At 68.4% G+C, this 21,151-nt stretch carries 16 protein-coding genes; 5 read left to right on the top strand and 11 right to left on the bottom strand.

The features are described from left to right. Positions 1–14: 14 nt before the first annotated feature. The gene (locus NX1_RS12835; protein ID WP_084501390.1) at positions 15–2,174 is read right to left on the bottom strand and encodes an MMPL family transporter; all 2,160 of its coding nucleotides are present in this window, start codon (positions 2,172–2,174) and stop codon (positions 15–17) included. Positions 2,175–2,296: 122 nt separating this feature from the next. Between NX1_RS12835 and NX1_RS12840 the strand changes: the two genes are divergently transcribed. Together NX1_RS12840 and NX1_RS36910 are read left to right on the top strand one after the other, a co-directional pair. Beyond that, positions 2,297–3,949 (top strand): FAD-dependent oxidoreductase, encoded by a 1,653-nt coding sequence (locus NX1_RS12840; RefSeq protein WP_068058018.1) that lies wholly within the window; start codon positions 2,297–2,299, stop codon positions 3,947–3,949. Between the two features lie 12 nt (positions 3,950–3,961). Continuing rightward, positions 3,962–4,117: a DUF8730 family Cys-rich protein gene (locus tag NX1_RS36910; RefSeq protein ID WP_169812227.1), complete on the top strand. Its 156-nt coding sequence runs from the start codon at positions 3,962–3,964 to the stop codon at positions 4,115–4,117. A gap of 91 nt (positions 4,118–4,208) precedes the next feature. Here NX1_RS36910 and NX1_RS12845 read toward each other — a convergent pair whose 3' ends face one another. The 3 genes from NX1_RS12845 to NX1_RS12855 form a co-directional block, all read right to left on the bottom strand. Next, positions 4,209–5,525 carry a diacylglycerol/lipid kinase family protein gene (locus NX1_RS12845; RefSeq protein WP_068058222.1) on the bottom strand — a complete coding sequence of 439 codons (1,317 nt, stop codon included), beginning with the start codon at positions 5,523–5,525 and terminating at the stop codon, positions 4,209–4,211. Positions 5,526–5,580: 55 nt separating this feature from the next. Beyond that, entirely contained in the window at positions 5,581–7,296 is a 1,716-nt protein-coding gene (locus tag NX1_RS12850; protein WP_068058020.1) for a SulP family inorganic anion transporter, read from the bottom strand. Between the two features lie 101 nt (positions 7,297–7,397). After that, the gene (locus NX1_RS12855) at positions 7,398–7,823 is read right to left on the bottom strand and encodes a DUF7144 family membrane protein (RefSeq protein ID WP_068058022.1); all 426 of its coding nucleotides are present in this window, start codon (positions 7,821–7,823) and stop codon (positions 7,398–7,400) included. A 208-nt stretch (positions 7,824–8,031) separates the two neighbouring features. Between NX1_RS12855 and NX1_RS12860 the strand changes: the two genes are divergently transcribed. Next, positions 8,032–8,544: a DUF2231 domain-containing protein gene (locus NX1_RS12860; RefSeq protein WP_174555480.1), complete on the top strand. Its 513-nt coding sequence runs from the start codon at positions 8,032–8,034 to the stop codon at positions 8,542–8,544. Positions 8,545–8,845: 301 nt separating this feature from the next. Then, the gene (locus NX1_RS12865) at positions 8,846–9,181 is read left to right on the top strand and encodes a histone-like nucleoid-structuring protein Lsr2 (protein ID WP_068058024.1); all 336 of its coding nucleotides are present in this window, start codon (positions 8,846–8,848) and stop codon (positions 9,179–9,181) included. A 454-nt stretch (positions 9,182–9,635) separates the two neighbouring features. On the opposite strand, the gene NX1_RS12870 is transcribed toward NX1_RS12865, so the two are convergent. Both NX1_RS12870 and NX1_RS12875 read right to left on the bottom strand, forming a co-directional pair. Beyond that, on the bottom strand, positions 9,636–10,574 hold the full coding sequence (locus NX1_RS12870) for an oxidoreductase (protein WP_068058025.1): 939 nt from the start codon (positions 10,572–10,574) through the stop codon (positions 9,636–9,638). Between the two features lie 112 nt (positions 10,575–10,686). Continuing rightward, positions 10,687–12,207 (bottom strand): amidohydrolase family protein, encoded by a 1,521-nt coding sequence (locus NX1_RS12875; protein ID WP_218024115.1) that lies wholly within the window; start codon positions 12,205–12,207, stop codon positions 10,687–10,689. 257 nt (positions 12,208–12,464) lie between these two features. Between NX1_RS12875 and NX1_RS12880 the strand changes: the two genes are divergently transcribed. Further along, positions 12,465–14,639 carry an acyltransferase family protein gene (locus NX1_RS12880; RefSeq protein ID WP_084501375.1) on the top strand — a complete coding sequence of 725 codons (2,175 nt, stop codon included), beginning with the start codon at positions 12,465–12,467 and terminating at the stop codon, positions 14,637–14,639. A gap of 404 nt (positions 14,640–15,043) precedes the next feature. On the opposite strand, the gene NX1_RS12885 is transcribed toward NX1_RS12880, so the two are convergent. From NX1_RS12885 to NX1_RS12905, 5 genes are all read right to left on the bottom strand, one after another. Then, positions 15,044–15,472: an NAD-dependent epimerase/dehydratase family protein gene (locus NX1_RS12885; RefSeq protein ID WP_068058027.1), complete on the bottom strand. Its 429-nt coding sequence runs from the start codon at positions 15,470–15,472 to the stop codon at positions 15,044–15,046. A 131-nt stretch (positions 15,473–15,603) separates the two neighbouring features. Further along, entirely contained in the window at positions 15,604–17,316 is a 1,713-nt protein-coding gene (locus NX1_RS12890; protein WP_068058029.1) for an ABC transporter ATP-binding protein, read from the bottom strand. Continuing rightward, positions 17,313–19,127, bottom strand: a complete 1,815-nt coding sequence (locus NX1_RS12895) for an ABC transporter ATP-binding protein (RefSeq protein ID WP_068058031.1) — start codon at positions 19,125–19,127, stop codon at positions 17,313–17,315. Before NX1_RS12895 ends, NX1_RS12890 begins: the two co-directional genes overlap by 4 nt. Next, complete coding sequence (locus NX1_RS12900; protein ID WP_068058033.1) at positions 19,124–20,143, bottom strand: alpha/beta hydrolase; 1,020 nt, start codon at positions 20,141–20,143, stop codon at positions 19,124–19,126. The genes NX1_RS12895 and NX1_RS12900 overlap by 4 nt, the downstream gene beginning before the upstream one ends. 93 nt (positions 20,144–20,236) lie before the next feature. Then, positions 20,237–21,100 carry a helix-turn-helix domain-containing protein gene (locus NX1_RS12905; protein WP_068058230.1) on the bottom strand — a complete coding sequence of 288 codons (864 nt, stop codon included), beginning with the start codon at positions 21,098–21,100 and terminating at the stop codon, positions 20,237–20,239. Positions 21,101–21,151: the final 51 nt, after the last annotated feature.

Raw genomic sequence — 21,151 nt, forward strand, 5'->3', positions numbered from 1 at the left:
CCTGCGACGCGTGGTCAGTGGTGGGCGAAGCTGATCGAGGGGAGGGCTTTGCGCAGCCACGCGGGGGATCGCCACGCGGCGTGCCCGGTCAGTCGCAGCAGCGCCGGCAGCAGCACCAGGCGCACCGCGAACGCGTCGAGCAACACGGCGACGCCGAGGATGATGCCCATCTCCTTGGGTGGCAGCGGGTCGGCGAGTGCGAAGGTGAAGAACACCGCGACCATCACCGCCGCGGCCGCGAAGATCACCCGTCCCGAATGCGCCATGCCGTCGACCTGGGCGCGCTCGGGGTCGCCGGTGTGTTCGTAGTGTTCCTTGGCGGTGGCCAGCAGGAACACCGTGTAGTCCATGGCGATGGCGAAGATCATGGCGAAGAAGAACACCGGCCCCCAGCCGTCTAGGAAGCCTTGCGGGGTGAAGCCGAGCAGGCTCGCGCCGTGGCCGTCCTGGAAGATCAGCTTCGCGACGCCGAAGGCCGCGGCGGTGGACAGCAGGCTGACCACGGTGCCCAAGGCGGCGATCAACGGCGCTTGCAGGGCGACCAGCAGCAGTGCGAATCCCAGAACCAGGATGATGCCGACGATGATCGGCAGGTAATGGTCGAGTGCCTGCTGTAGATCCAGGTTTTCCGCGGGTGCGCCGCCGACCAGTGCTTCGGAGGGAAGGGTGTCGCGCAGATCATCGAGGATTTCGCCCATGCGCGCGTCCGACGGATCGACATCGGGCAGCGCCTGCATCATCCGCAGGCCGCTGTCGTCGCCGGCAGGCTGGGCCGGGGTGACCATGCCGATTCCGTCGACCGTCATGGCGGTCCGCGCGGCCTGGTCGGCGTCCGCTGCCGGGGCGATGATTTGCAGCATGCCCGGTGCGCCCTTGCCCATCTGGGCTTGGACCAGCTCATAGCCTTGGCGCACGGGCGCGTCGGCCGGAACGACCTGGATCGAGGGCATGGCCACCTTCAGCCCGAACACCGGCATGGACAGTCCGATCAGCACGATCAACGCACCGATGGCGAACGGCCACGGCTTGTCGTGCAGCAGTCGACCCCATGCGGCGAATCGTGGCGACCGGTGCTGCTGGCGTTTGGCGTGCGGCAGGGCGGCCGCATTGATCTTGGCGCCCAGCGCTCCCAGCGTCGCGGGCAGCAGAGTCAGCGTGGCCAGGAGGACGAAGGCGACCGCGAACATGATGCCGACCGCCATGGTCCGCACCGCGGGCGCGGGCACGATCAGCACCGCCGACAGGCTCACCAGAACGGTCAGCCCGGACAGCGCGACGGCTTTGCCTGCGGTGTCCATGGTTTCGGCCACGGCGGCCCGGGCGTTCGGTGCGCTGGTGAGCGCGTCGCGGAAGCGGGCCACGAGGAACAGCGCGTAGTCGATGCCGAGCGCGAGGGCGAACATCATCGCGAAGTTCATGGCCCACACCGAGATCGGCGTGATCTGGTTGAGCAGCACCAGTCCACCGGCCGAGGCCACCAGTCCGGCCAAAGTCAACAGCAGCGGCAGTCCGGCCGCGACCAGTGACCCGAATGCCAGCACCATGATCGCCAACGTGACCGGCCAGGAGAACATTTCGGCCTCGAGCATGGCGTCGTGGTTGGCCTTGTTGAAGTCGCTCCACAGGGCCGAGGCGCCCGTGGGGTAGACCTCGACTCCGTCGCCGGACAAGTCCGTCAGGGCCGCCTTGTGCTCGTCGACCGCCTTGACCATGTCGTCGGTGGAAGCGTTCGCTCCCGCGATGAGAATGCCGGTGTGCCCGTCCGGGCTGATCGACATTCCCGGCTGCGGCGGGACTACTGCGCCGAAGCGCGCATCGCTCGAGAAGACGCCGGTGATCCCACCGACCACTTCCTGCACCTGTGGGCTGTCGACCGTCGCGGTGTCGGAATGCACCACCACCTGCACCGCGGCCGAAGAGTTCCCGCCGAAGTGCTGCTGTGCGAGTTCGCGCACGCGCACCGACTCCGAGCCGTTGGCCTGCCAGCCCGCCCCCGCGAGGGAATCGAACACGCTCGGCGCGGCGGCGCCAAGGCCGACCAGAATTGCGAGCCAGATGCCGAAAACGAGGCGAGCCCGACCGGCCATCGCGTCGCCGAGCCTGCCCAGCATCCCGGCGGAGCCGCTCGGCGGTGCGGTGTCGCGCGCCCCGGAGACCGTCAGCGAGTCGGTCATCACAATCTCCTTTCATACCCCCTGGGGTATATTTGGTTCGGAGGCGACAATACCCCTAGGGGTATCCGAGTCAAGGGTGAGATCCGGCACGGAAGGTGCCACCGCCCGCCGGAAGGAGCGAGATGAAGATTGTGATCATCGGAGGAGTGGCCGGTGGGATGTCGGCCGCCACCCGGCTGCGGCGGCTGCGGGAGTCGGCCGACATCGTCGTGCTCGAGCGAGGCGATCACGTGTCGTTCGCGAACTGTGGCCTGCCCTACTACGTCGGCGGTGTGATCCCGAAAAGGGAATCACTGCTGTTGCAGACACCGGAGTCGCTCGCGGCGCGGTTTCGCCTGGACGTGCGGGTGCGCCACGAGGTCGTCGCGCTGGACACGGAGCGCCGGACGGTGACGGTGCGTGAACTGGACTCGGGCCGCGAATACACGGAGCCTTTCGACGAGCTGGTGCTGAGCACCGGCGCCTCGGCGGTCGTGCCGCCGCTACCGGGCGCCGAGCGCGCCTTGGTGCTGCGCGATGTCGCCGACGTGGATCGCCTGGTCGAAGCGGCGGCCGATGCGCGGTCCGCCGTGGTGGTCGGCGCCGGATTCATCGGCGTGGAGATGGCCGAAAACCTTGTGCGCAAGGGCATTTCGACCACCGTGGTGGAGCGCGGAGCGCAGGTGCTCGCGCCGCTCGACGTGGAGATGGCCGCGCCGGTCGCCGACGAGATGCGCGATCACGGCATCCGATTGGCGCTGGGTGCGGAGCTGACGCGCGTCGACGGCAATACCGTGACGCTCTCCGATGGCAGCGTCGTCCCCGCCGACCTGGTGGTCATGGCGATCGGGGTGCGGCCGGAGAGCGCTCTGGCCCGCGCGGCCGGATTGGCGATCGGTCCGAGCGGCGGCATCCTGGTCGACGATCGGCTGCGCACATCGGCCGCGCACGTCTATGCCGTCGGCGACGTGGTGGAGAAGAAGGACGCGGTAGCCGGCGAGCCGACGCTGGTCCCGCTGGCCAACGCGGCCAACAGGCAGGGGCGGCTGGTCGCGGACGTGATCGCCGGATTGCCGGTCTCCGACCCGCCCGCGCAGGGCACCGCGATCGTCGGCGTCTTCGATCTGACGGCGGCGATGACCGGGTGGAGTGAGAAGCGTCTGCGTGCCGCCGGTCGCCCGTTCCGCGCCATCCACACGCATCCGCTCGACCATGCCGGTTACTACCCGGGCGCTGTCGCGATGTCGGTGAAGCTGCTCGTCGATCCCGGGACGGACGCGATCCTCGGGGCGCAGGCGGTCGGCGGGGAGGGCGTCGACAAGCGCATCGACGTGCTGGCCACGGCGATGGCAGGCGGGATACCGGCCTCGCGGTTGATGGACCTCGAGCTCGCCTACGCACCCCAGTTCGGTTCGGCCAAAGACCCGGTGAACATGCTGGGCTACATCGCCGACAACCTGCGCACCGGCGCGGTCAGGACGGTGCAGTGGCACGAACTCGCCGACGTGATCGCGACGGGAACGCACCTGGTGGACGTACGATCGCCGGAGGAGTTCGCCGCTGGTTCCATCCCCGGCGCACGCAACATCCCGTTGGACGAACTGCGCGCCCGCGCGTCGGAGATCCCAGCCGGTCCGGTTCTGGTCTTCTGCCAAGTCGGGCAGCGAGGCAACAGCGCCACGCGGATGCTGACGCAGCTCGGCCGGGACGCGGTCAACCTGGACGGCGGATACCGGACCTGGCGTACCGCCGCATCGATCCTGACCACCCGGCTGATGAAGCCCCTTTTCACCTGAGGAGAAAACACAGTGTGCCAACGAATCGTCTGCCGCAAGTGCGGCAAGCCCGGCTACCTCGGCTGCGGAAATCACGTCGAGCAGGTGCTCGGCGACGTGCCGAAGGCGCAGCGATGCTCCTGTGAGGTCCAGCCGCCGCCGCGCAAGCGCTGGTTCTTCGGCGCCTGAACATTCCGCCGCGGCTGAATCTCGCAGCATCGGCCGGACTTCGAACGAAGTCCGGCCGGGCGGGTCGGTCCGCGATGGCGCACCGACCCGCTCATCCGGTGCCGGAGGGTGATGCGGCCGAGTGCCGGGGACCACGGGCCCTCTCCCGCAAGCGGATCCAGTCCACCGCGGGAGTGGGCGCCGGCGTGCCCGGTCGCGTTCTCGGAACCTGCACCCGCAGCGCGCCCGGCCTGATCGTGCACCGGACCGGCGTGGTGAGCAGCAGCGATTCACCGTCGACTCCGACGGGAATGGTGCGGGTGTCGGCGTCGACGACCACCTCGCGGGTGGTCTGCTGGACGAGCTGGCGGAATCGGCCGACGCGCAGGAGATCGATGGCCTGACGGGTGCTGGCGACCGAGAGGGCGACCGCGCCGAGCACGCCACGGTCGATCCGCGCGCGGCGGCTCAATCCGGCCAGATCCCCGCTGCCGTAGGGATTGTTGCTGACCAGCACGGCCTGCGGCCCGTCGACGACGGTGTCCCCGATATGCGCGACGAGCCGCGAACCAGTCTGTCCGGCAAGCAGATCCGGAAGCGTCTGGAGCGTGGTCGCGGTCTTGTCGTCGCGGTAGGCGGGGCTGCGCACCAGTTCGGCGTAGACGCCGAAGGAAGCGTTGTTGACGAATGGGCGGCCGTTGATGACGCCGAGGTCCACCCGTAATTCGACACCGTCGGTGAGCGCGTCGAGCGACGCGCCTGGATCGTCTCGGTCGAGTCCGAGATCCATGGCGAAATGATTGCGTGTTCCGGCGCTGATCACCAGGAACGGCACGCCGGATTCGGCGGCGACGCCCGCGACCAGTGCCTGCGTTCCGTCACCGCCCGCCACGCCGAGCAGATCCGCGCCGCGTGCGATGGCGTCGCGGGCCGCGGCCACGACGTCGATGAGTTCCGGCCCTTCGAGCATCAGCACCTCCGCGCCGAGTTCCTCGGCCCTGCGCCGCAGGTCGAATCGGGCGACCTTGCCGCCGCCGGAATGCGGATTCATGATCAAGAACGGCCTGCTCGGCCGCGAAGCCGGATATTCGGGCATCCGCGTGTCGCGGTCGTCCTCGCGCAGGGTGATACGCGCGTAGACCAGCGCCAGCGCCGCCAGACCGCACGACAGCAGCACCACCCACAGCAGCTGGGCGCGCACGAACAGGATGAACACGACGATCGGCGCAGCCACCGCCACGACCGCCGCGGCCGCGCGCAGGAACCCCCGCCTGGACAGGAACCAATAGAGCGCCGCGACCGTCACCACCGCGCCGCCGATGCCGACCATCACCAGTCCCGCGGTCGCGAGCAGCCCGGCGAACAGCACCGGGACGAGCACCGCGCAGCCCACCAAGACGAATGTGGCTCGCGCGGACCACCGTCGCATGCGCGCCTGGCTCGGCGACGCGTCACTGCCGTACTCGTTCTCGTTCACGGTCGCCTCATTCCTGTGGGTGGTCGCGGGTGCGGTCCGCGTGTTCCAAGAAGTCCGCGACCGCGGCCTCGACGGTGGGGTAGAAGTGGGCCGGGTCGAATCGGTCGCCCATGCCGAATCGGATCAGCCGATCCTTGACCGGCCCCTTCATCTCCGCGAAGGCCAGCCGAATCCCTTTGCCCGCCAGATAGTTGTCCAGGTCGACGAGTTCGTCCACGGCGGTGGTGTCGAGTCCGGTGATCGGTTCCGCCGCGACGACGACCCACTCGACCGGCGTCGGAGCCCTGGCCACCACGCCGCGGACGTATTCGTCGAAGATCTCGCCGTTGGCGAAGAACAGGGGAGCGTCGAACCGGACCAGGACCAAGCCCGGGATCCGGTGTCCGTCGGGGTGTCGTTCGATGTCGTGATAGCCGGGGCGGTCGGTCGTGCGCACCAGTTCCGTGCGGTAGGGCTGCCACACGCGGGCGACCACGGCGACGAACGACAATCCGATCGCGACCAGAATCCCCTGCAGCACACCGGCGAACACGACACCGAGGAAGGCCGCGACGGCGAGCCAGAATTCCACGGTGCTCATATGCCACATCCGGACCATGCCGCCCACGTCGATGAGCGCGGTGGCCGCGACGATGACCACGGCCGCCAGCGCCGCGTCGGGCAGATACGCGGTGAGGCCGGGGGCGACGAGGACGAATGCCAAGACCGCCAGCGCGCCGACGACACCGGCCAACTGGGTGTGCGCTCCGCTCTGTTCCGCCACCGGGGTGCGGGATCCGCTGGCCGATACCGGGAAACCGCCGAACAGACCGCCCGCGATGTTCGCCGTGCCGATGGCCTTCATCTCGGTGCTTCCGTTCACGTCCTCGCCGTGGCGGGAGGCGAAGGTCCGTGACAGCACACCGGTGTCGGCGAACGCGATGAGCGCGATTCCGGCGGCGGGCCCGATCAGGCGCGTGACGTCGTGCCAGTCGACCCCGCCGATCGAGGGCAGCGGCAGTCCTTCGGGCAGAGCGCCGACCATGGGAATGTCGTCGGTGAGATCGGCCGCGGCGCACAGTGCGATGGCCGCCACGACGGCCACCAGCACGCCGGGGACGATCGGCAACCACATCCGGAAAGCGACGATGATCGCGATGGCCCCGACGCCGATACCCGCCGCCACCGAGTCGATCTTGCCGTCGAACACCGCCCTGCCGGTCTCGGTGAGCTCGGCGAGCACACCGGTCGCGTCGACGGAGAATCCGAGCAGTTTGGGCAGCTGACCGACGACGACGGTGAGCGCGATCGCGTTGAGATAGCCGAGCCGAATGGGTTTGGACAGCAATTCGGTCACGAAGCCCAGCCGCAGGAATCCACCGATCAGCAGAATGAGGCCGACGAGAACGGCGAGCACGCCTGCCAAGGCGAGCGCGTCGTCCTGATCTCCCGCCACGGCCAGCGGCAGGACGGCGGCGGCGATGAGCGGGGCCAGCGAGGAATCCGGGCCGAGGACCAGGATCCGGGACGGACCCACCACCGCGTAGGCCAGCAGCGGGACGATCGTGGCGTAGAGACCGGCGTAGGCGGGCAGGCCCGCGGCCTCGGCGTAGCCCATGCCGGCGGGGATCAGCAGCGCGGTCAGGACGAGTCCGGCGGTGATGTCCGTGCGCAGCCAGTCCCGCCGGTACCGCAGGGCGGTCGCGATACCGGGCAACCGGCCGAGAACGTCTGTCCAAGCCATCGGCCGGCCTCAGCCGTCGCGTGCGTGCAAAGGATCCACCATCCGGTGAGGGGATTTACTGCTCACGATTCTCCTCCGAGGCCTGCGGCGTCGGAGGCCGTTCAGAGCTGCGGCTGCCAGGCGGTCACGGCCCAGATGACGACCACGCTCAGCGCGATGACGAGCAGCGACCACAGCGGGTAATAGGGCAGCGACAGGAAGTTCGCGATGATCACCAGCACGGCGACGGCCACCGCGGCGTAGCGGCCCCACGTGGTGCCGAACAGCAGGCCGAGGGCGCAGATCACGCCGACGATGCCGAGGATCAGATGGACCCAACCCCAGGTGGTCGAGTCGAAGCGGTAGACGTAGTCGACGCCCGCGACGTAGATCTCGTCCTTGGCGATGGCCGATACGCCTTCGAGCACGGAGACGGCGGCGAGCACGAGGAGCATGACCGCCGCCGTGATCGAGATTCCCGTGGCGACGCTCTGCCGCTGGAAGGGTTCCGCGGGCGGGGGACTCTGGACACCCGATGGGTTCGTCATGGTGGGACTCCTCGTCGCTATCGGACCGTATCCGCCGATTGTCGCCCCGTGTGCGCGCGCGAATCCTCACCTGTTCTGGGTGAAGTGGACGAGCCCCCGACCACCCCGATCCCGGTCGGTAGTTCTGATCTTTTCGGGGTATGCGTTGGACCGAGGCGGCTACACGACTGTCTCGATCCTTCCTCGTAAACAACACCGAGGGGTTGCTATGACCAGTGAGATGCAGAAGGCAAAACAGCCGGTGGTCTCCATGGTGTCCGGTCCATATGGGCATCCGTTCCACCCGATCCTGGTGACCGTGCCGATCGGGGCGTGGGTGGCGAGTGTGGTGTTCGACATCGGCTCACGGATAGTGGACGACCCGCAGTTCCTCGCGCGCGGCGCGATGTGGCTCGTCGCGATCGGCGTGCTCGGGGCACTGGTCGCGGCGGTGATCGGTCTGCTGGACTTGCTCGCGATACCGACCGGCACCACGGCGTTTCGCACCGGTCTTGTGCACATGAGCCTGAATCTGGCGGTGACCGCCGCCTTCGTCGTCGGCTTCTTCTGGCGCAATTCCGGCGGCGGGCCACAAGGCGCCGTGTCATGGGGTCAGTTGGTGCTGTCGCTCGTCGCCCTGGCCGCGCTGGGCGTCTCCGGCTATCTCGGCGGCCAGCTCGCCTATCACTACGGCGTCCGGGTCGCGGATGAAGCCACCCAGGCGACCGGCTTCCAACACTGATTCGATCCGCGTCACGAGGTCGGGTCGGTGGTCGACGGGCCGATGCGATGCGCTCTGGCCCGGCGCTGTCCGACGGCCGAGGTCGGCTGCCGGCCGCGGCCATGGCGCGCGACGGTGCAGAGGATGAAGTGCTGTCGATGCCGTGCCCGGTCGCCGGGCTTGCGCGATGTGTGGCCGGTGGCGGGGTGGGCGTAACATGCTGAATCTCGGCCGGCGAGTTCGTAGATTGGTGTCGAGTCTCTGCGCGTCCGGTTATCGCGGAGATGTCGGTGGGTTTCGAATTGGGAGTGGGGTAACTGGTATGGCGCGCAAGGTTGTCGTCACGGTCGTCGATGATTTCGACGGTCATTCGCAGGCGGCGGAGACGGTGTCGTTCGCGGTGGACGGTGTCGAGTACGAGATCGACCTGTCGCACGAGAACGCCGCCCGGTTGCGAGAGTCGTTCGCGCAATGGGTTCCTCATGGCAGGCGAGTGGGTAAAGCGGGTCGGCGCAGCAGGAGTGTCGAGACCGCGGCAGCGGACGGTCCTCGTCCCGGTGTGGTGCGGGAGTGGGCCAGGGCGAACGGTTTCGACGTTCCCCGGCGCGGGCGCGTGCCCGCGGATGTCGTGGCCGCGTATCAGAAGGCCGCGTCCTAAGCGCCGATACCCCGGATCCGAAGTCTTGGATAAGGGTCCGTCCTCCCGAAGGTCGATGCGGGAGGACGGACCACTTCCCCGTCAGGCCGCGGGAACGCCGCCACGTTCTCGGGCCGCTTCGACCTTATCGGTTAATCGGCGAACAGGGGGCGTTTGACGCGAACTTTGTGTCGTCGCTTGGCTTGTGACCGTCCTATGTCGGTTGTTCTCCACAGGTGCCGAGCGGATACTTCTGCCACGAAGGTTCGCCGGTCACGGTCGTGATCACCACCCGCGGCGACGGCCTCGCTGCCGATCCGCACGATGAAAGAACCCGGCAGCGGCTCGAATTCGAAACGAAAATCGGTTCTGCGTGTCGCCGAATCCGTATGGACGAAATGCTGTGGCCAACCAGCGCCGTGTGTTACGCCGTCGTACGGATTTCTCCGCGCGAAAGCTACTCGGCGGCACCGCGTCAACTGCTCGCCGCGGTGGACACGTCGATCGGCACCCCTGTCTCCCGTTCGGAGACTTCCCACAGTTTGGCGATGGCACTGTTCATTCCGATTCTGCGGAAGATCGGTTTGCGCACCGGAGGCCCGTTGTTGACGAACATCGGACCGTAGAACTCGCCACCGTTCGCGGCCGGGTCCGTCGCCGCACGCAGTTGCGGGAGAGCGCCATCGGGCGCGGACATGCCGGTATGCACAGCGGCCCAATGGCTGAACCGCTGGGTGAGGCCACCGCCGGATTCCCGCACACTGACCGCTTGCAGGTTGGTGTTCGACAAACCTGGATGCGCGAGCAGGCTCGCCGTGCCAACGCCCGCCCGCTCGAACTCGCGCTGCAACCCCAGGCCGAAGTGGAAGTTGGCGAGCTTGGCCTGGCCGTACGCCCGCCACGGCCCGTAGCGACCTTCGAGGTGTGGATTCGCCGGGTCGACGGCGCGACCCATGTGATGCGCCGTGCTCGTCACCGTCACGACGCGGGCTCCCGGGGTACGCAGCAGCGACGGCAGCAGCAGGGAAGTCAGTGTCCAATGCCCCAAATGGTCCACGCCGAACTGCATTTCGAAACCATCGACGGTTTTCGCTTCGCCGGTCGCCATGACCCCGGCGTTGTTGATCAGCAAGTCGATGCGCTTGTGTGAGCCGAAAATCTTCTCGCCTGCCGCGTGGACGGAGGCCTGCGCGGAGAGATCGAGCGACACCAGCTCCAGCGAGGCGCCCGGCGCCGCCGTGCGAATGTCTTCCATCGCGGCCGCGGCCTTGTCCTGATTGCGCACCGCCATCACGACGTGGGCGCCCTTCGCCGCCAGTTGCCGCGCCGTTTCCAGCCCCAGCCCGCCGTTCGCCCCGGTCACCACCGCCGTCCGGCCGCGTTGATCGGGGATTTGAGAAGCGTTCCAGAACATCGCGAACCTCCTGGTCGGGTGTTCGTTCGGTAGCGAAATCTACCAAATCGAGTGCGCGCGGAACGGGCATCGTGCCGTAATCGCCGGATGGAACCGGTGGCCCCCGAGTGGACTATGCCAGCCAGGCGCGTTCGTCGCCTGCGAAGCGGTTGACGGGCCCAGGGGTGGCGATGGCCCGGAAATAGGTCGCGGTGATCGCGTCGGTGAGCACGGCATTGCGACGATCCAGATCGTCTTGCCAGGCAAGGATTTCCGGCAGCAGCCGGTTGAGTTCCGCACGCGCAGCATGTTCGTCGACCGTGGTCACCTCGCCGCCCGCGACGACGACACGTCCTGCCACGAGGACCGTGTCGATCGACGATCCGTTTTCGGAGTAGACGAGCTGATGGTCGAGCTTCTGGCGCGGGGTGAAGGCCATGGCGTCGAGATCGAACAGCGCCAGGTCGGCCTGCTTGCCGACCTCGATCGTTCCGATGACGTGGTCGAGCACCGCGCTGCGTGCGCCGCCAATTGTCGCCGCGGTGAGCACCTCATCGACCCGCGGCCAGCGATGGAAATCGGGATCGGTCACCTTGTGCAGCAGTGCAGCGGTCTTCACCACGTCGAGCATGCGGGGGGAATCGCTGCTCGAGCAGCCGTCGGTGCCGAGCGCGACGTCGACCCCGGCGTCGTGCAGCAGCCGCCACGGCGCGATGCCCGAGCCGAGTTTCAGGTTGGAGACGGGGTTGTGCGCGATGGAGGTGTGTGAATCGGCGACGAGTTCGATGTCGGACTCGGTCAACCAGATGCCGTGGGCCAGTGTCGTATTGGCGGTGAGCGCGCCGATCTCGTGGAGGTACTCGACCAGTGTTCCGCCGTAGTCCCGTGGTCCGGTGATCATCTGGGTTTTGGTCTCGAGTACGTGGATGTGGCATTCGGCGTCGTGGGCCTGCGCCAGCCGGGTCGCCCCGGCGATCAGCTCGGGACTACAGCGCTGCGGCGCCGACGGCGCGGGCATGAATCGCAGCCGTCCGTTACCGCGGCCGTGCAGGCTGCCGAACGCGCGGCGGCAGAAGCCGAGGTACTCGTCGTCGGTGACGACGGGCAGCGACCTGAGGTGTCGCACCATCGCCGGATCGAGCAGATCGGCCAGGAATGGCATGGTGTCGACGAAGGGCCGGGTGATGATGTGCCCGGAGATGTTGGCGCGGATACCCACTTCGTCGTAGGCGTCGAATACCGCCGCGAGCTGGGCCCATTCCTGGTTGGGGTTTTCGATGACGTCGTCGACGATGGTGGTGACGCCTGCTTTGAGCGATTCGATCGCGAACAGGATGCTGCGCAACCGGACCAGCTCCGGGGCGACACGGCTGTCACCGAGGATCGGATAGCTCATGGTGAGCCAGAGTTCCAGCGGCAGATTGTCGTAGCGGCCCTTGAACAGCGTCTCCCACGAGTGGGTGTGCGCGTTGACGAGCCCGGGAACGACCAACCGGTCGCGCCCGTCGATGACGGTGTCGCCGTCGGCCGGGATCAGGCCGGCGCCGATCTCGGCGATGCGATCGCCTTCGATCCGGATGCTGCGCACGACCGGGGTGCTGCCCGATATGCCGTCCATGGTCAGCACGTGCGCGTCTTCGATGAGAATTCCCACGCTCTTCCTCTATCACGTGGCAGCACCGACGAGGCGGAGACGCACGGCAGCGCGCGGGCGATCGCAAGCCGCGATCGTCATCGAATTTCTCATTCGCATGGATGAGATATTCGGAGTTCCCGATTGTTCGCGGAGCCGCTGCCGACGCATAGTGAAACTCCGCCCCCGCAGCCGATCTTCCTATGGGACCGGAAGTTCGAGGCCGGGACCTTGATGCGCGGTGAGTTGCCGTGACATAGCCAGCAAGATCGAGAACAATGCCGCCCATGACGGTGGCGGCGATCGGCGGATTGACGGATCGGCAGGATGATCGCGCACACGATGCGGCGCCGCACGAACGATTTCGACCCGACATCGAGGGGTTGCGGGCGGTCGCCGTACTTGCCGTCGTCCTTTTTCATGCGAACCTGCCTGGGCTCGCGGGCGGATTCGTCGGTGTCGATGTCTTTTTCGTCATTTCCGGCTTTCTCGTCACCGGAATCCTCTTCCGCGACGCGGCCGCCACCGGCGCCGTCGGTCTGATCCGGTTCTATGGCGCGCGCGCCCGCCGTCTGCTGCCCGCGGCGGGCATCGTGCTGGTATTCACCGCGATCGGCGCGGCCCTACTGCTGCCGCCGCTACAGGCACGCCAGGTCCTCGGCGATGGCGTCGCCAGCGCCTTATACGCCGGGAACTATCGGCTCGCGTTGCGCGGCACCGACTACCTTGCCGGCGAAACGCTTCCGTCGCCGTTTCAACACTTCTGGTCGCTCGGCGTCGAGGAGCAGTTCTATCTGTTGTGGCCCGTACTGATCGCCGTCACGGCGTGGTTCGCGCGGCGGAGCCGGATCGGATCGGCCGCGCGGTTCCCGTACCTGATCGTTCTCGCGGTCGTCGCCGCGCTCTCCTTCGCGGTCTCGTTGATGCTGACCCGCACGCTGCCACCGTGGGCTTACTTCTCGCTGCCGACGCGAGCGTGGGAGCTGGGCATCGGCGGCATGATCGCGCTGTCGGCCTGGGCGTGGTCCCGGTTGCCGAAATCGGTCGCGGCCCTTGCCGGATGGACCGGGCTGGTCCTCATCGTGGCGGCGTGTACCCAGCTGAACGGGAGGACACCGTATCCGGGCACAGCGGCTCTGCTACCTGTTCTCGGCACCGCCCTGGTAATCGTATCAGGTTGCGTGGAAACACGATTCGGGGTCGGCCGCGGGCTGGCGCTGCGTGGCATGCGGGCGATCGGCCGCATGTCGTACTCCTGGTACCTGTGGCACTGGCCTGTTCTGCTGCTGGCGCCGCGCGTGCTCGGGCGCCCGCTCGGACCGGGTGGCTCGCTGGGCGCGGTGATGGTGGCGGGCGGACTCGCCATGCTCACGTTGTGGCTGGTCGAGAATCCGGTCCGGTTCGCCGCCCCACTGCGAAGGTCGGCCGCACGCAGCCTCGCCTGTGGCGGCGCGATCACGGTGGTCGCCGGTTGTGTGGCACTGACGCTGCTCGTGCTCGTTCCCGACCCGGTCGGTCGTGGCGCGGTAGCCCAGGCTCTCACGCTCGCGACGCCCGCCGCACCGGCCGCTCCCGGCGTCGACCCGCGCGACGCGGCGGTCCGGCAGCTGACGGCCGATACCCAGGCCGCAGTCGCCGCGTCCGCCGAAATTCACGCTGTCCCTTCGAATCTCACTCCCTCACTCGGCGACGCGCCAGGCGACAAGGCCAGCGTGTTCCTCGACGGCTGTGTGCGGTCGTGGCGTGATCTGGGACAGGCCGAGTGCGCCTCCGGCGATCCGGACGCAGCCACGACGGTGGCGCTGGTCGGTGATTCCCATGCGGCGATGTGGCATCCGGCGTTCGAGCCGATCGCCGCGGAACGGCACTGGCGGCTGGAGACCATGGCCAAGGTCACCTGCCCATTGCTCGAATTGCCGATCACCAGCCCGTATCTGGGCCGGGAGTACACCGAATGCGAGCATTGGCGCGGCCAGATCCTGACCCGGCTACAGGCCGAACGCCCCCGGCTGATCGTGCTGAGCATGTCCCGGCGCTACGGCGCCGACTTCGGCTTCGTCTCGTACGACCGGGCCTGGGTCGACAGCCTGAACCGCCTGGTCGGCCGGCTGCGAGAGACCGGAGCGGCGGTGCTCGTTCTCGGGTCGATCCCCGATCCGCACACCACCGTGCCCGCGTGCCTGTCCGAACACCTCGACGATGCCGTGGCATGCACGCCTGCGCGGCCGTTCGCCGTCGACGATGCCGGTATCGCCGCCGAACAAGCGGCGACCACCGCCGGTGGCGGCCAGTACGCCGACCTGACCTCGCTGTTCTGCACCGCCGCTCGCTGCCCCCTCATCATCGGCGACAACCTGGCGTACCGCGACGACAATCACCTCACCGTGAGTTACGCCCGAACACTCGGACCGGTCGTCGCCGCGCTCGCCGACCGTGCGCTCGCCAATGGTTGATCCGGCCACGGAGGTCCGTGGCCGGGCATTCCGGCGGAGAAGGTTACGCACAACCTCGACCGATTCCGCGTAAGCGAATTACGCTCCAGGACAAAGTGTTCCGTGCTCGGCTCGGAAATACTCGCGGCCCGCCAGGAAGCATCTGCTTACCGAGCCGGGAAAGCGCGAACCGGACCACAGCGCTGACCCACGGCCCAGCGCACGCGATGAACGCTGCACCCGAGCCCGCCTAGGCCGATCGGCGATTCCGCAGGGCGCGTTGTTCCCGCAGGACGCGGAAGCCGTTGGTGGTGGCCAGCGCCCATGCGACGAGCAGCGGTTGAAAGACCAGTCGGCTCCGCGTTGCCTTGCCCGCGTGAGCGGCGCACGCCTTCGGTCGCTACGCGCGCCGCGATGCCGACCTGTTAGCCGGCGATCCCGTGCACGGTGCGATGGAACTCCCAGGCGTCGGCGACGATGTCGGAGAGGTTCGGCCGCTGCGGTTTCCAGCCCAGCTCGGCGGCGGCCTTGTCGCTGTTGGCGACGCACACCGCGGGGTCGCCCGGGCGGCGGTCCGCGTAGTACACCGGGAAGGCGCGCCCGGTGACCTCGCGGACGGTGTCGAGCATCTGGCGATTGGAGTAGCCGTCGCCGTTGCCGAGGTTGAACACCTCGTACCGCCCCGGTGACAAGGCCTCGAGCGCGAGCAGGTGGGCGGCGGCCAGATCGCTGACGTGGACGTAGTCGCGGACACACGTTCCGTCCGTAGTGGGGTGATCGGTGCCGCATTCGCCCGCGATCATCATGTCGACCGTCGCCTTGGTCGCCGCGTAGGGGTTCGCGACTCCGCCCACGCCTGATCGCGCCGCGCAACCGATGCGACGTCGGCCTGTCGCGACGAAGCGGAGCGCCCGATGCGTTTCGGACACCCGCACCGGCAGTAAAAGTGCACGGATGCTGCGATTCGGTGCGCCGGGAAGCGCCGTCACGGTGCTGCCGGGACGATGGAAAGCTGCCAGAAATCGGCGTAGCGCCCACCCCGGCGCAGCAGTTCGTCGTGGGTGCCGTGCTCCGCGATCCGGCCGCCGTCGAGGAAGACGATCCGATCGGCGCGCTGGACCGTTCGCAGCCGGTGCGCGACCATCACCACGGTCCGGCCCGCCATCAGGTGCTCGATGCCGGCGTGCACGGCCGCCTCGTTCACCGGGTCCAGGGCGGAGGTCACCTCGTCCAGCAGCACGATCGGCGCGTTCTTCAGCAGCGCTCGCGCGATCGAGACCCGTTGGCGCTCACCGCCGGACAGCAGTGCGCCGCCTTCGCCGACGTTCGTGTCCCATCCGTCGGGCAGGCGTTCGATCACCTCGTCGAGTCGCGCGGCGGTCGCTGCCGCCAGCAGTTCGGCGTCGTCGGCGTCGGGACGGGCGAGGCGCACGTTCTCCTCGATCGTGCCGTCGAAGAGATACACATCCTGGAAGACGATGGCGAACTGGGACATCAAGACCTCGGTGTCGACGGCCCGCACGTCCACCCCGCCGATGCGCACCGCACCCGCGTCCACGTCGTAGAACCGGGCGAGCAACTGAAGCAGTGTGCTCTTACCCGAACCCGACGGGCCGACGACGGCAAGCCGCCGTCCCTCGGGCAGCGAGAACGATACATCGTCGATCACCGTGCGGTCGCCGTGCCGGAAGGTGACGGAGTCGAACTCGAGGTCATGCTGTTCCGGCCGGATGGGTTCGCTGGGCTCCGGCAGCGGCTCGGTGCGCAAAACCGCATCCAGCCTCGTCAATTCGGCACGCGCGCTGCGGACCTTGCCACCGATCTCGGCCAACGACAGCAGCGGATCGCTGCAGCGGGCGGCGAGCACCAGAATCGTCAAAACCTCTGCCGTGCCGATGGTCCCGCCGAGGGTGAGGTAGGCGCCGAGGACCAGCAGCACGGTGAACATCACCTGCACTACCAGCGTCGACCCCAGCACGCCGGGCAGCGCCGTCAGCGCTTGCCTGCGGGACGCCCGCCCGACTTCCCGCAGCGCGTCGTCGAGCGATCGGAAGCGTTCCACGGTGCGGCCTCCGGCGCGCAACACAGGCTGGGCCCGAAGGTATTCGATGACTCGCCGCGCGGCCTCACGGTCGCGTTCGTGACGCTCGGCGTCGACAGCGGCCATCGAGCGCCCCGTCCAGACTTGGGTCGCCGCGACGATCGGCACGGCGGCCAACGCGGCCAGCCCCAGCTGCCAGTCGAAGCCGAGCATGACGACGACGATCGCCAGGGGAGTCACCGACGCGGAGACGAGCGGCGCCAGCATGTGCGCGATCACGCTCATCGCCTGCAGCACGCCGCGACTGGCCAGGATCGACACCTCGCCGACGCGGCCTTCGGTGTACCAGCCGATGGGCAATCGGGCCAGATGATCGCCGAGACGGCGATACACGCCTCGCAACAGCGTGGTTCCGACGCGAAAACCCGACAGGTCGCTGAGATAGCGCAGCACCCCGTAGACCGCGACCGCGACTCCGAACGCGATCAGCCATGGCACCGCATCCTCGGGAGCGTCCCCGAACAGCGCCCGCAGCACCGGAACGAGCAGCGCGTAGGACAAGCCCTCGATGATCGCGGTGATCGTCATCAGGGCCACGGTGCGACGCACCGGCCGGGCGTACTCGTGTCCGAGCACGCGCAGCAGCATTCGAATCATCGGGGACCCTCTCCTTCCATCTCGTCGGCGATCGATCGCTGAGATCGCCGGAGCGCGGCGAACTTTCCGTTCCGCGCCAACAGCTCGGCCGGTCTGCCGCGCTCGACGATCGACCCGTTCTCCAGCACCACGACGGTGTCGGCGTGGGCGACCGTCTCCAGCCGATGCGCGATGACGAGCATCGTCTTGCTACCTGTCAACGTCGAAAGCGCCTGGCGTACTGCCTGTTCGGTCTGCGGGTCGGCGAAGGCGGTCGCCTCGTCGAGTACCAGGACGGGCGCGTCGGCGAGCAGTGCGCGGGCGATCGAGATGCGCTGGGCCTCACCACCAGACAGCACGGCGTCTTCTCCGATCACCGATTGGTATCCCCGCGGCAGTTCGACGATTCGATCGTGGATGTTCGCCAGCCGAGCGGCACGAACCACGTCGTCCAGGTGGGCATGCGGTACCGCCAGCGCGATGTTGTCCGCCACCGACGCGCGCAGCAGGCGAACGTCCTGGAAGACGAAGGAGACCATCCGGTAGAGCCGCTCGCTGCCGACGTCGCGCAGATCGACGCCGCCCAGCAGGACCGAACCGCGGGTCGGGTCGAAGAACCGCGGCAACAGCTGAACCAGTGTGGACTTTCCGCTGCCCGACGGCCCGACGATCGCCGTGACCGTGCCCGGCTCGAGCACCAGGTCGATCCCTCGCAACACCTCGTGATCGGGGTCGTAGCCGAATCGCACGTCCCGCAGTTCCACACGGTGACCCTGCGGTGCGACCGGATGCGTGGGCTCGGGTAGCGACGGCACCGCGAGCACCTCCCGTATCCGGCCGACCGCGCGCCTGGCGGCCTGTAGATCGTCGAAGCCGTGGCCGAGCGCCGCCACCGGAGCGGTCAGGCCGAGCCCGAGCAACAGGAACGGCAGCAGGTCGGCCGGTGGCATGTCACCGGCCGTGATCAGCGCCGCGCCGCCGATGAGCACGACCAGCAGCACGAACGGCGGCGAGAGCGCCAGCTGCATCCCGGCGGCGATCCCGGCGAGACCGCGCACCATCCGGAGAAAGATATCGGCGAAATCGTCTGCGGCCGTCCGGAATTCGCGGTGCGCGCGCCCGGATCCGCCGAACGCCTTGACCACCGCGATCCCCTGCACGAACTCGATGACGGAACCGGCGATCCGTCCCATGGCCGCGTCGAAATCCGCCTGCTCGCGCAGCCGGGTCGGAGTCATCATCAGCGGAACCAGCGCCACGGCCAGCGCCACCGGGATCAGCGTGATCAACGTCAGCCGCCAGTCGACGGTGAACAGATAGACCAGCGACACCGACGGCACCACGAATGCCGCGACGAGTTCGCCAGGGGTGTGGGCGATCAACGGGTGCACGGCGCTCACGTCCTCGCCAACCACCTTCGCCAGCTCACCGGTCCGGCGCCGGGAGAACCAGCCGATCGGCACCCGCCCCAGTCGCGCGGCCAGCTGCCGTCGGAACGACAGTTGCACGTGGCCGTCGAGAACATGCCCGATGCCCGACGACGCGGCCGTGAACAGCAGCCGCACCGACAATCCGGCCGCACCCGCGATCACCACGCTCCAGACATGACCGTGATCGATCGGGCCGGGCGACAACAAGACTCGGCCCAATTCCACGACCGCCAGCAGCGGAGCCAGCCCGGCGACGGCGCCGATGACCTGGAGGATCACCACGGCGGAGAAGGCGCCCAGGTAAGGGCGCAGCGGCAAGGCCGTGCTCTGGCCCGCCGAGGTACCTGCTTCCGGCGGTGGGGTCGGCCGCTCACGAGCCTCGGCTACCTCGGTGCTGGTCATCGCCTTGCCGCTTTCTTCGATTTCATTGCGGCCGATCGTGATTCGACGAGTCGATCCCGGAGGAACTCGGCGATCTCGGTGCGCGCGGCCTTGGCCTGCGGCACCAGGCCCGGCATGCTGAGGAAGCCGTGCGGCGCACCGGGGTGTTCGGTGAGCCGCGCGGGCGTCCCGGACGCGAGCAGCCGTTCGGCGTAACGACGTCCCTGATCGGTCAGCGGGTCGACGGTCGGCAGCACGACGAGCGCCGGGGCCAGCCCGCCGAGGTCCTCGGTGAGCAGCGGCGACAGCGCACGAGCATCAGTTCCCGGCGGCACGGCCAAACGCCGAAACAGCTCCAGCTGTGCCATGTTCAGGGTCGGGCTGTCCGCATGCCGGGTGACCGAGGGATCGTCGAACATCGTCTCGGTCAGGTCCGTCGCCGGATTGACCAGCACCTGCCCGCGCAGCCGCAGGCCGGACGCTTTGGCTCGGACCGCGGACAACGCGGCGATCAACCCGCCGGTGCTCTCGCCTACGACCACCGCTCGCGCCGGGTCGACTCCCCATTCCGCCGCATGCCGCACCACATGCAGCAGCACGTCCCAGCCGTCGTCGACGGCCGCCGACAGGGGAGTCCCTTCCGCGAGGAGGCGGTGCTCGACGGAAACCACGACCGCGGGCAGCGACGCGGCGAAATAGCTGTTGGCCCAGTCACATTGGACCGCCGTGCCGACGAACCCGCCGCCGTGCACGTGCAGCACCAGTGGCAGGTCACCGCCGTGCTCGTTCGACGGCCGGTACTCCCGGACCCGCACCTCACGATCGGGCAGCGTCACCTCGCGCCACCGGATCGCGACGCCCCGTGCCGGGCGTCCGGTGATCACCCGCCCGAGACGGGACGATCGCTTGCGGTTCTCCGCATCGCGGAAGGCGGCCAATTCGTCGGCCGTCATCGTCGACCAGTCCGGCGCCTTTCGTACGGCGTGCAGCAGCCGGATACCCAGCGGCAGTCGTTCGATGCCGGTGCCGTCGTTCATTTCTCCTCCATGGGGCTGTCCCGCTTGCAGATTCGACTGCCAGCATCGCCAGCGCACCGCAGGGGTGTCTTGGAAAAATGTCGCTTCCGGCGATCAGCTCCACGAGCGCCGGTTCGGCCGCGCCTGGCCGGCGCCGGTCCACGCGACATCGTCGACCGCGAGCCACGGCGCGACCGCCACGACCGTCGGCGTCACCCCGGCGAAAGCCACGACGTCCCGATGAAGGTGGGCCTGGTCGGCATAGCCGGAATCCGCCGCCACCGCAGCGACGCTGTGACCCGCGGCGAGCCGGTGCGCCGCGTAGTCGAAACGGATCAGCTTCGCGGCGCTCTTGGGGGCGAGACCGACCTGGGATCGGAACCGGGTCCACAGTCGTTTACGACTCCACCCGACCTCGTCCGCCAGCCGCTCGACTCGAATTCGCCCACGGCTCAGCGTCATCCGCTCCCAGCAGTAGGCGATCTCCGGATCGACCGCGGGGCCGGTCTCATGTCGCCGAGCCAGCGCGGCCTCCGCGATCGCGAACCGGTCGGCCCGCGACCGGGTAGCGTTCAGTCGCTCCCGGATCCGCACGGCGTCGCGCCCCCAGAGCTCCTCGAGGTCGACCACCGCACCGCTCAGCTCCGCGGACGCGCCGAGCACCGCGTGCGCGACCGTCGGCGACAGCCGTACCTGTAAGCAGTCGATATCGCGCCCGGACCCTCGAACGCCGCCGAGCGAGAGACCGGCGACGATAGCGCCGCGCGCCCCCCGGCCGCTGACGTCGTCGACGAGCAGCCCATCACCGAAGTCGAGGAACAGCGTGAGCGCCGGGTACGGGATCACCTGCATTTCGACGAGACTCTTCGTCCGGCCGCGAAACGCGGCCATGCTGACTCCGGCAACGCGGCTCGGCCGTTCCGGAACCGCGATGTCCCACACGGCCGCGGCGTCACGAACCGGCTCGACACATGGCATCTCGCCATGGTACGAGCCGCGCGAGAAATGCTGAGCCGCCACGACTCCGAC

Origin of the sequence: Nocardia xishanensis NBRC 101358 (assembly GCF_001613365.1) — a bacterium.
GTDB classification, from domain to species: domain Bacteria; phylum Actinomycetota; class Actinomycetes; order Mycobacteriales; family Mycobacteriaceae; genus Nocardia; species Nocardia xishanensis.

What these genes read in the sequence shown, in the direction of transcription:
- NX1_RS12840 (WP_068058018.1), top strand. Translation starts at nt 2,297, where the DNA reads ATGAAGATTGTGATCATCGGAGGAGTGGCCGGTGGGATGTCGGCCGCC.
- NX1_RS12835 (WP_084501390.1), bottom strand. Translation starts at nt 2,174, where the DNA reads ATGACCGACTCGCTGACGGTCTCCGGGGCGCGCGACACCGCACCGCCG.
- NX1_RS12890 (WP_068058029.1), bottom strand. Translation starts at nt 17,316, where the DNA reads ATGATTCGAATGCTGCTGCGCGTGCTCGGACACGAGTACGCCCGGCCG.
- NX1_RS12905 (WP_068058230.1), bottom strand. Translation starts at nt 21,100, where the DNA reads ATGCCATGTGTCGAGCCGGTTCGTGACGCCGCGGCCGTGTGGGACATC.
- NX1_RS12855 (WP_068058022.1), bottom strand. Translation starts at nt 7,823, where the DNA reads ATGACGAACCCATCGGGTGTCCAGAGTCCCCCGCCCGCGGAACCCTTC.
- NX1_RS12870 (WP_068058025.1), bottom strand. Translation starts at nt 10,574, where the DNA reads ATGTTCTGGAACGCTTCTCAAATCCCCGATCAACGCGGCCGGACGGCG.
- NX1_RS12850 (WP_068058020.1), bottom strand. Translation starts at nt 7,296, where the DNA reads ATGGCTTGGACAGACGTTCTCGGCCGGTTGCCCGGTATCGCGACCGCC.
- NX1_RS12880 (WP_084501375.1), top strand. Translation starts at nt 12,465, where the DNA reads ATGCCGCCCATGACGGTGGCGGCGATCGGCGGATTGACGGATCGGCAG.
- NX1_RS12895 (WP_068058031.1), bottom strand. Translation starts at nt 19,127, where the DNA reads ATGACCAGCACCGAGGTAGCCGAGGCTCGTGAGCGGCCGACCCCACCG.
- NX1_RS12860 (WP_174555480.1), top strand. Translation starts at nt 8,032, where the DNA reads ATGACCAGTGAGATGCAGAAGGCAAAACAGCCGGTGGTCTCCATGGTG.
- NX1_RS12900 (WP_068058033.1), bottom strand. Translation starts at nt 20,143, where the DNA reads ATGAACGACGGCACCGGCATCGAACGACTGCCGCTGGGTATCCGGCTG.
- NX1_RS12865 (WP_068058024.1), top strand. Translation starts at nt 8,846, where the DNA reads ATGGCGCGCAAGGTTGTCGTCACGGTCGTCGATGATTTCGACGGTCAT.
- NX1_RS12845 (WP_068058222.1), bottom strand. Translation starts at nt 5,525, where the DNA reads ATGCGACGGTGGTCCGCGCGAGCCACATTCGTCTTGGTGGGCTGCGCG.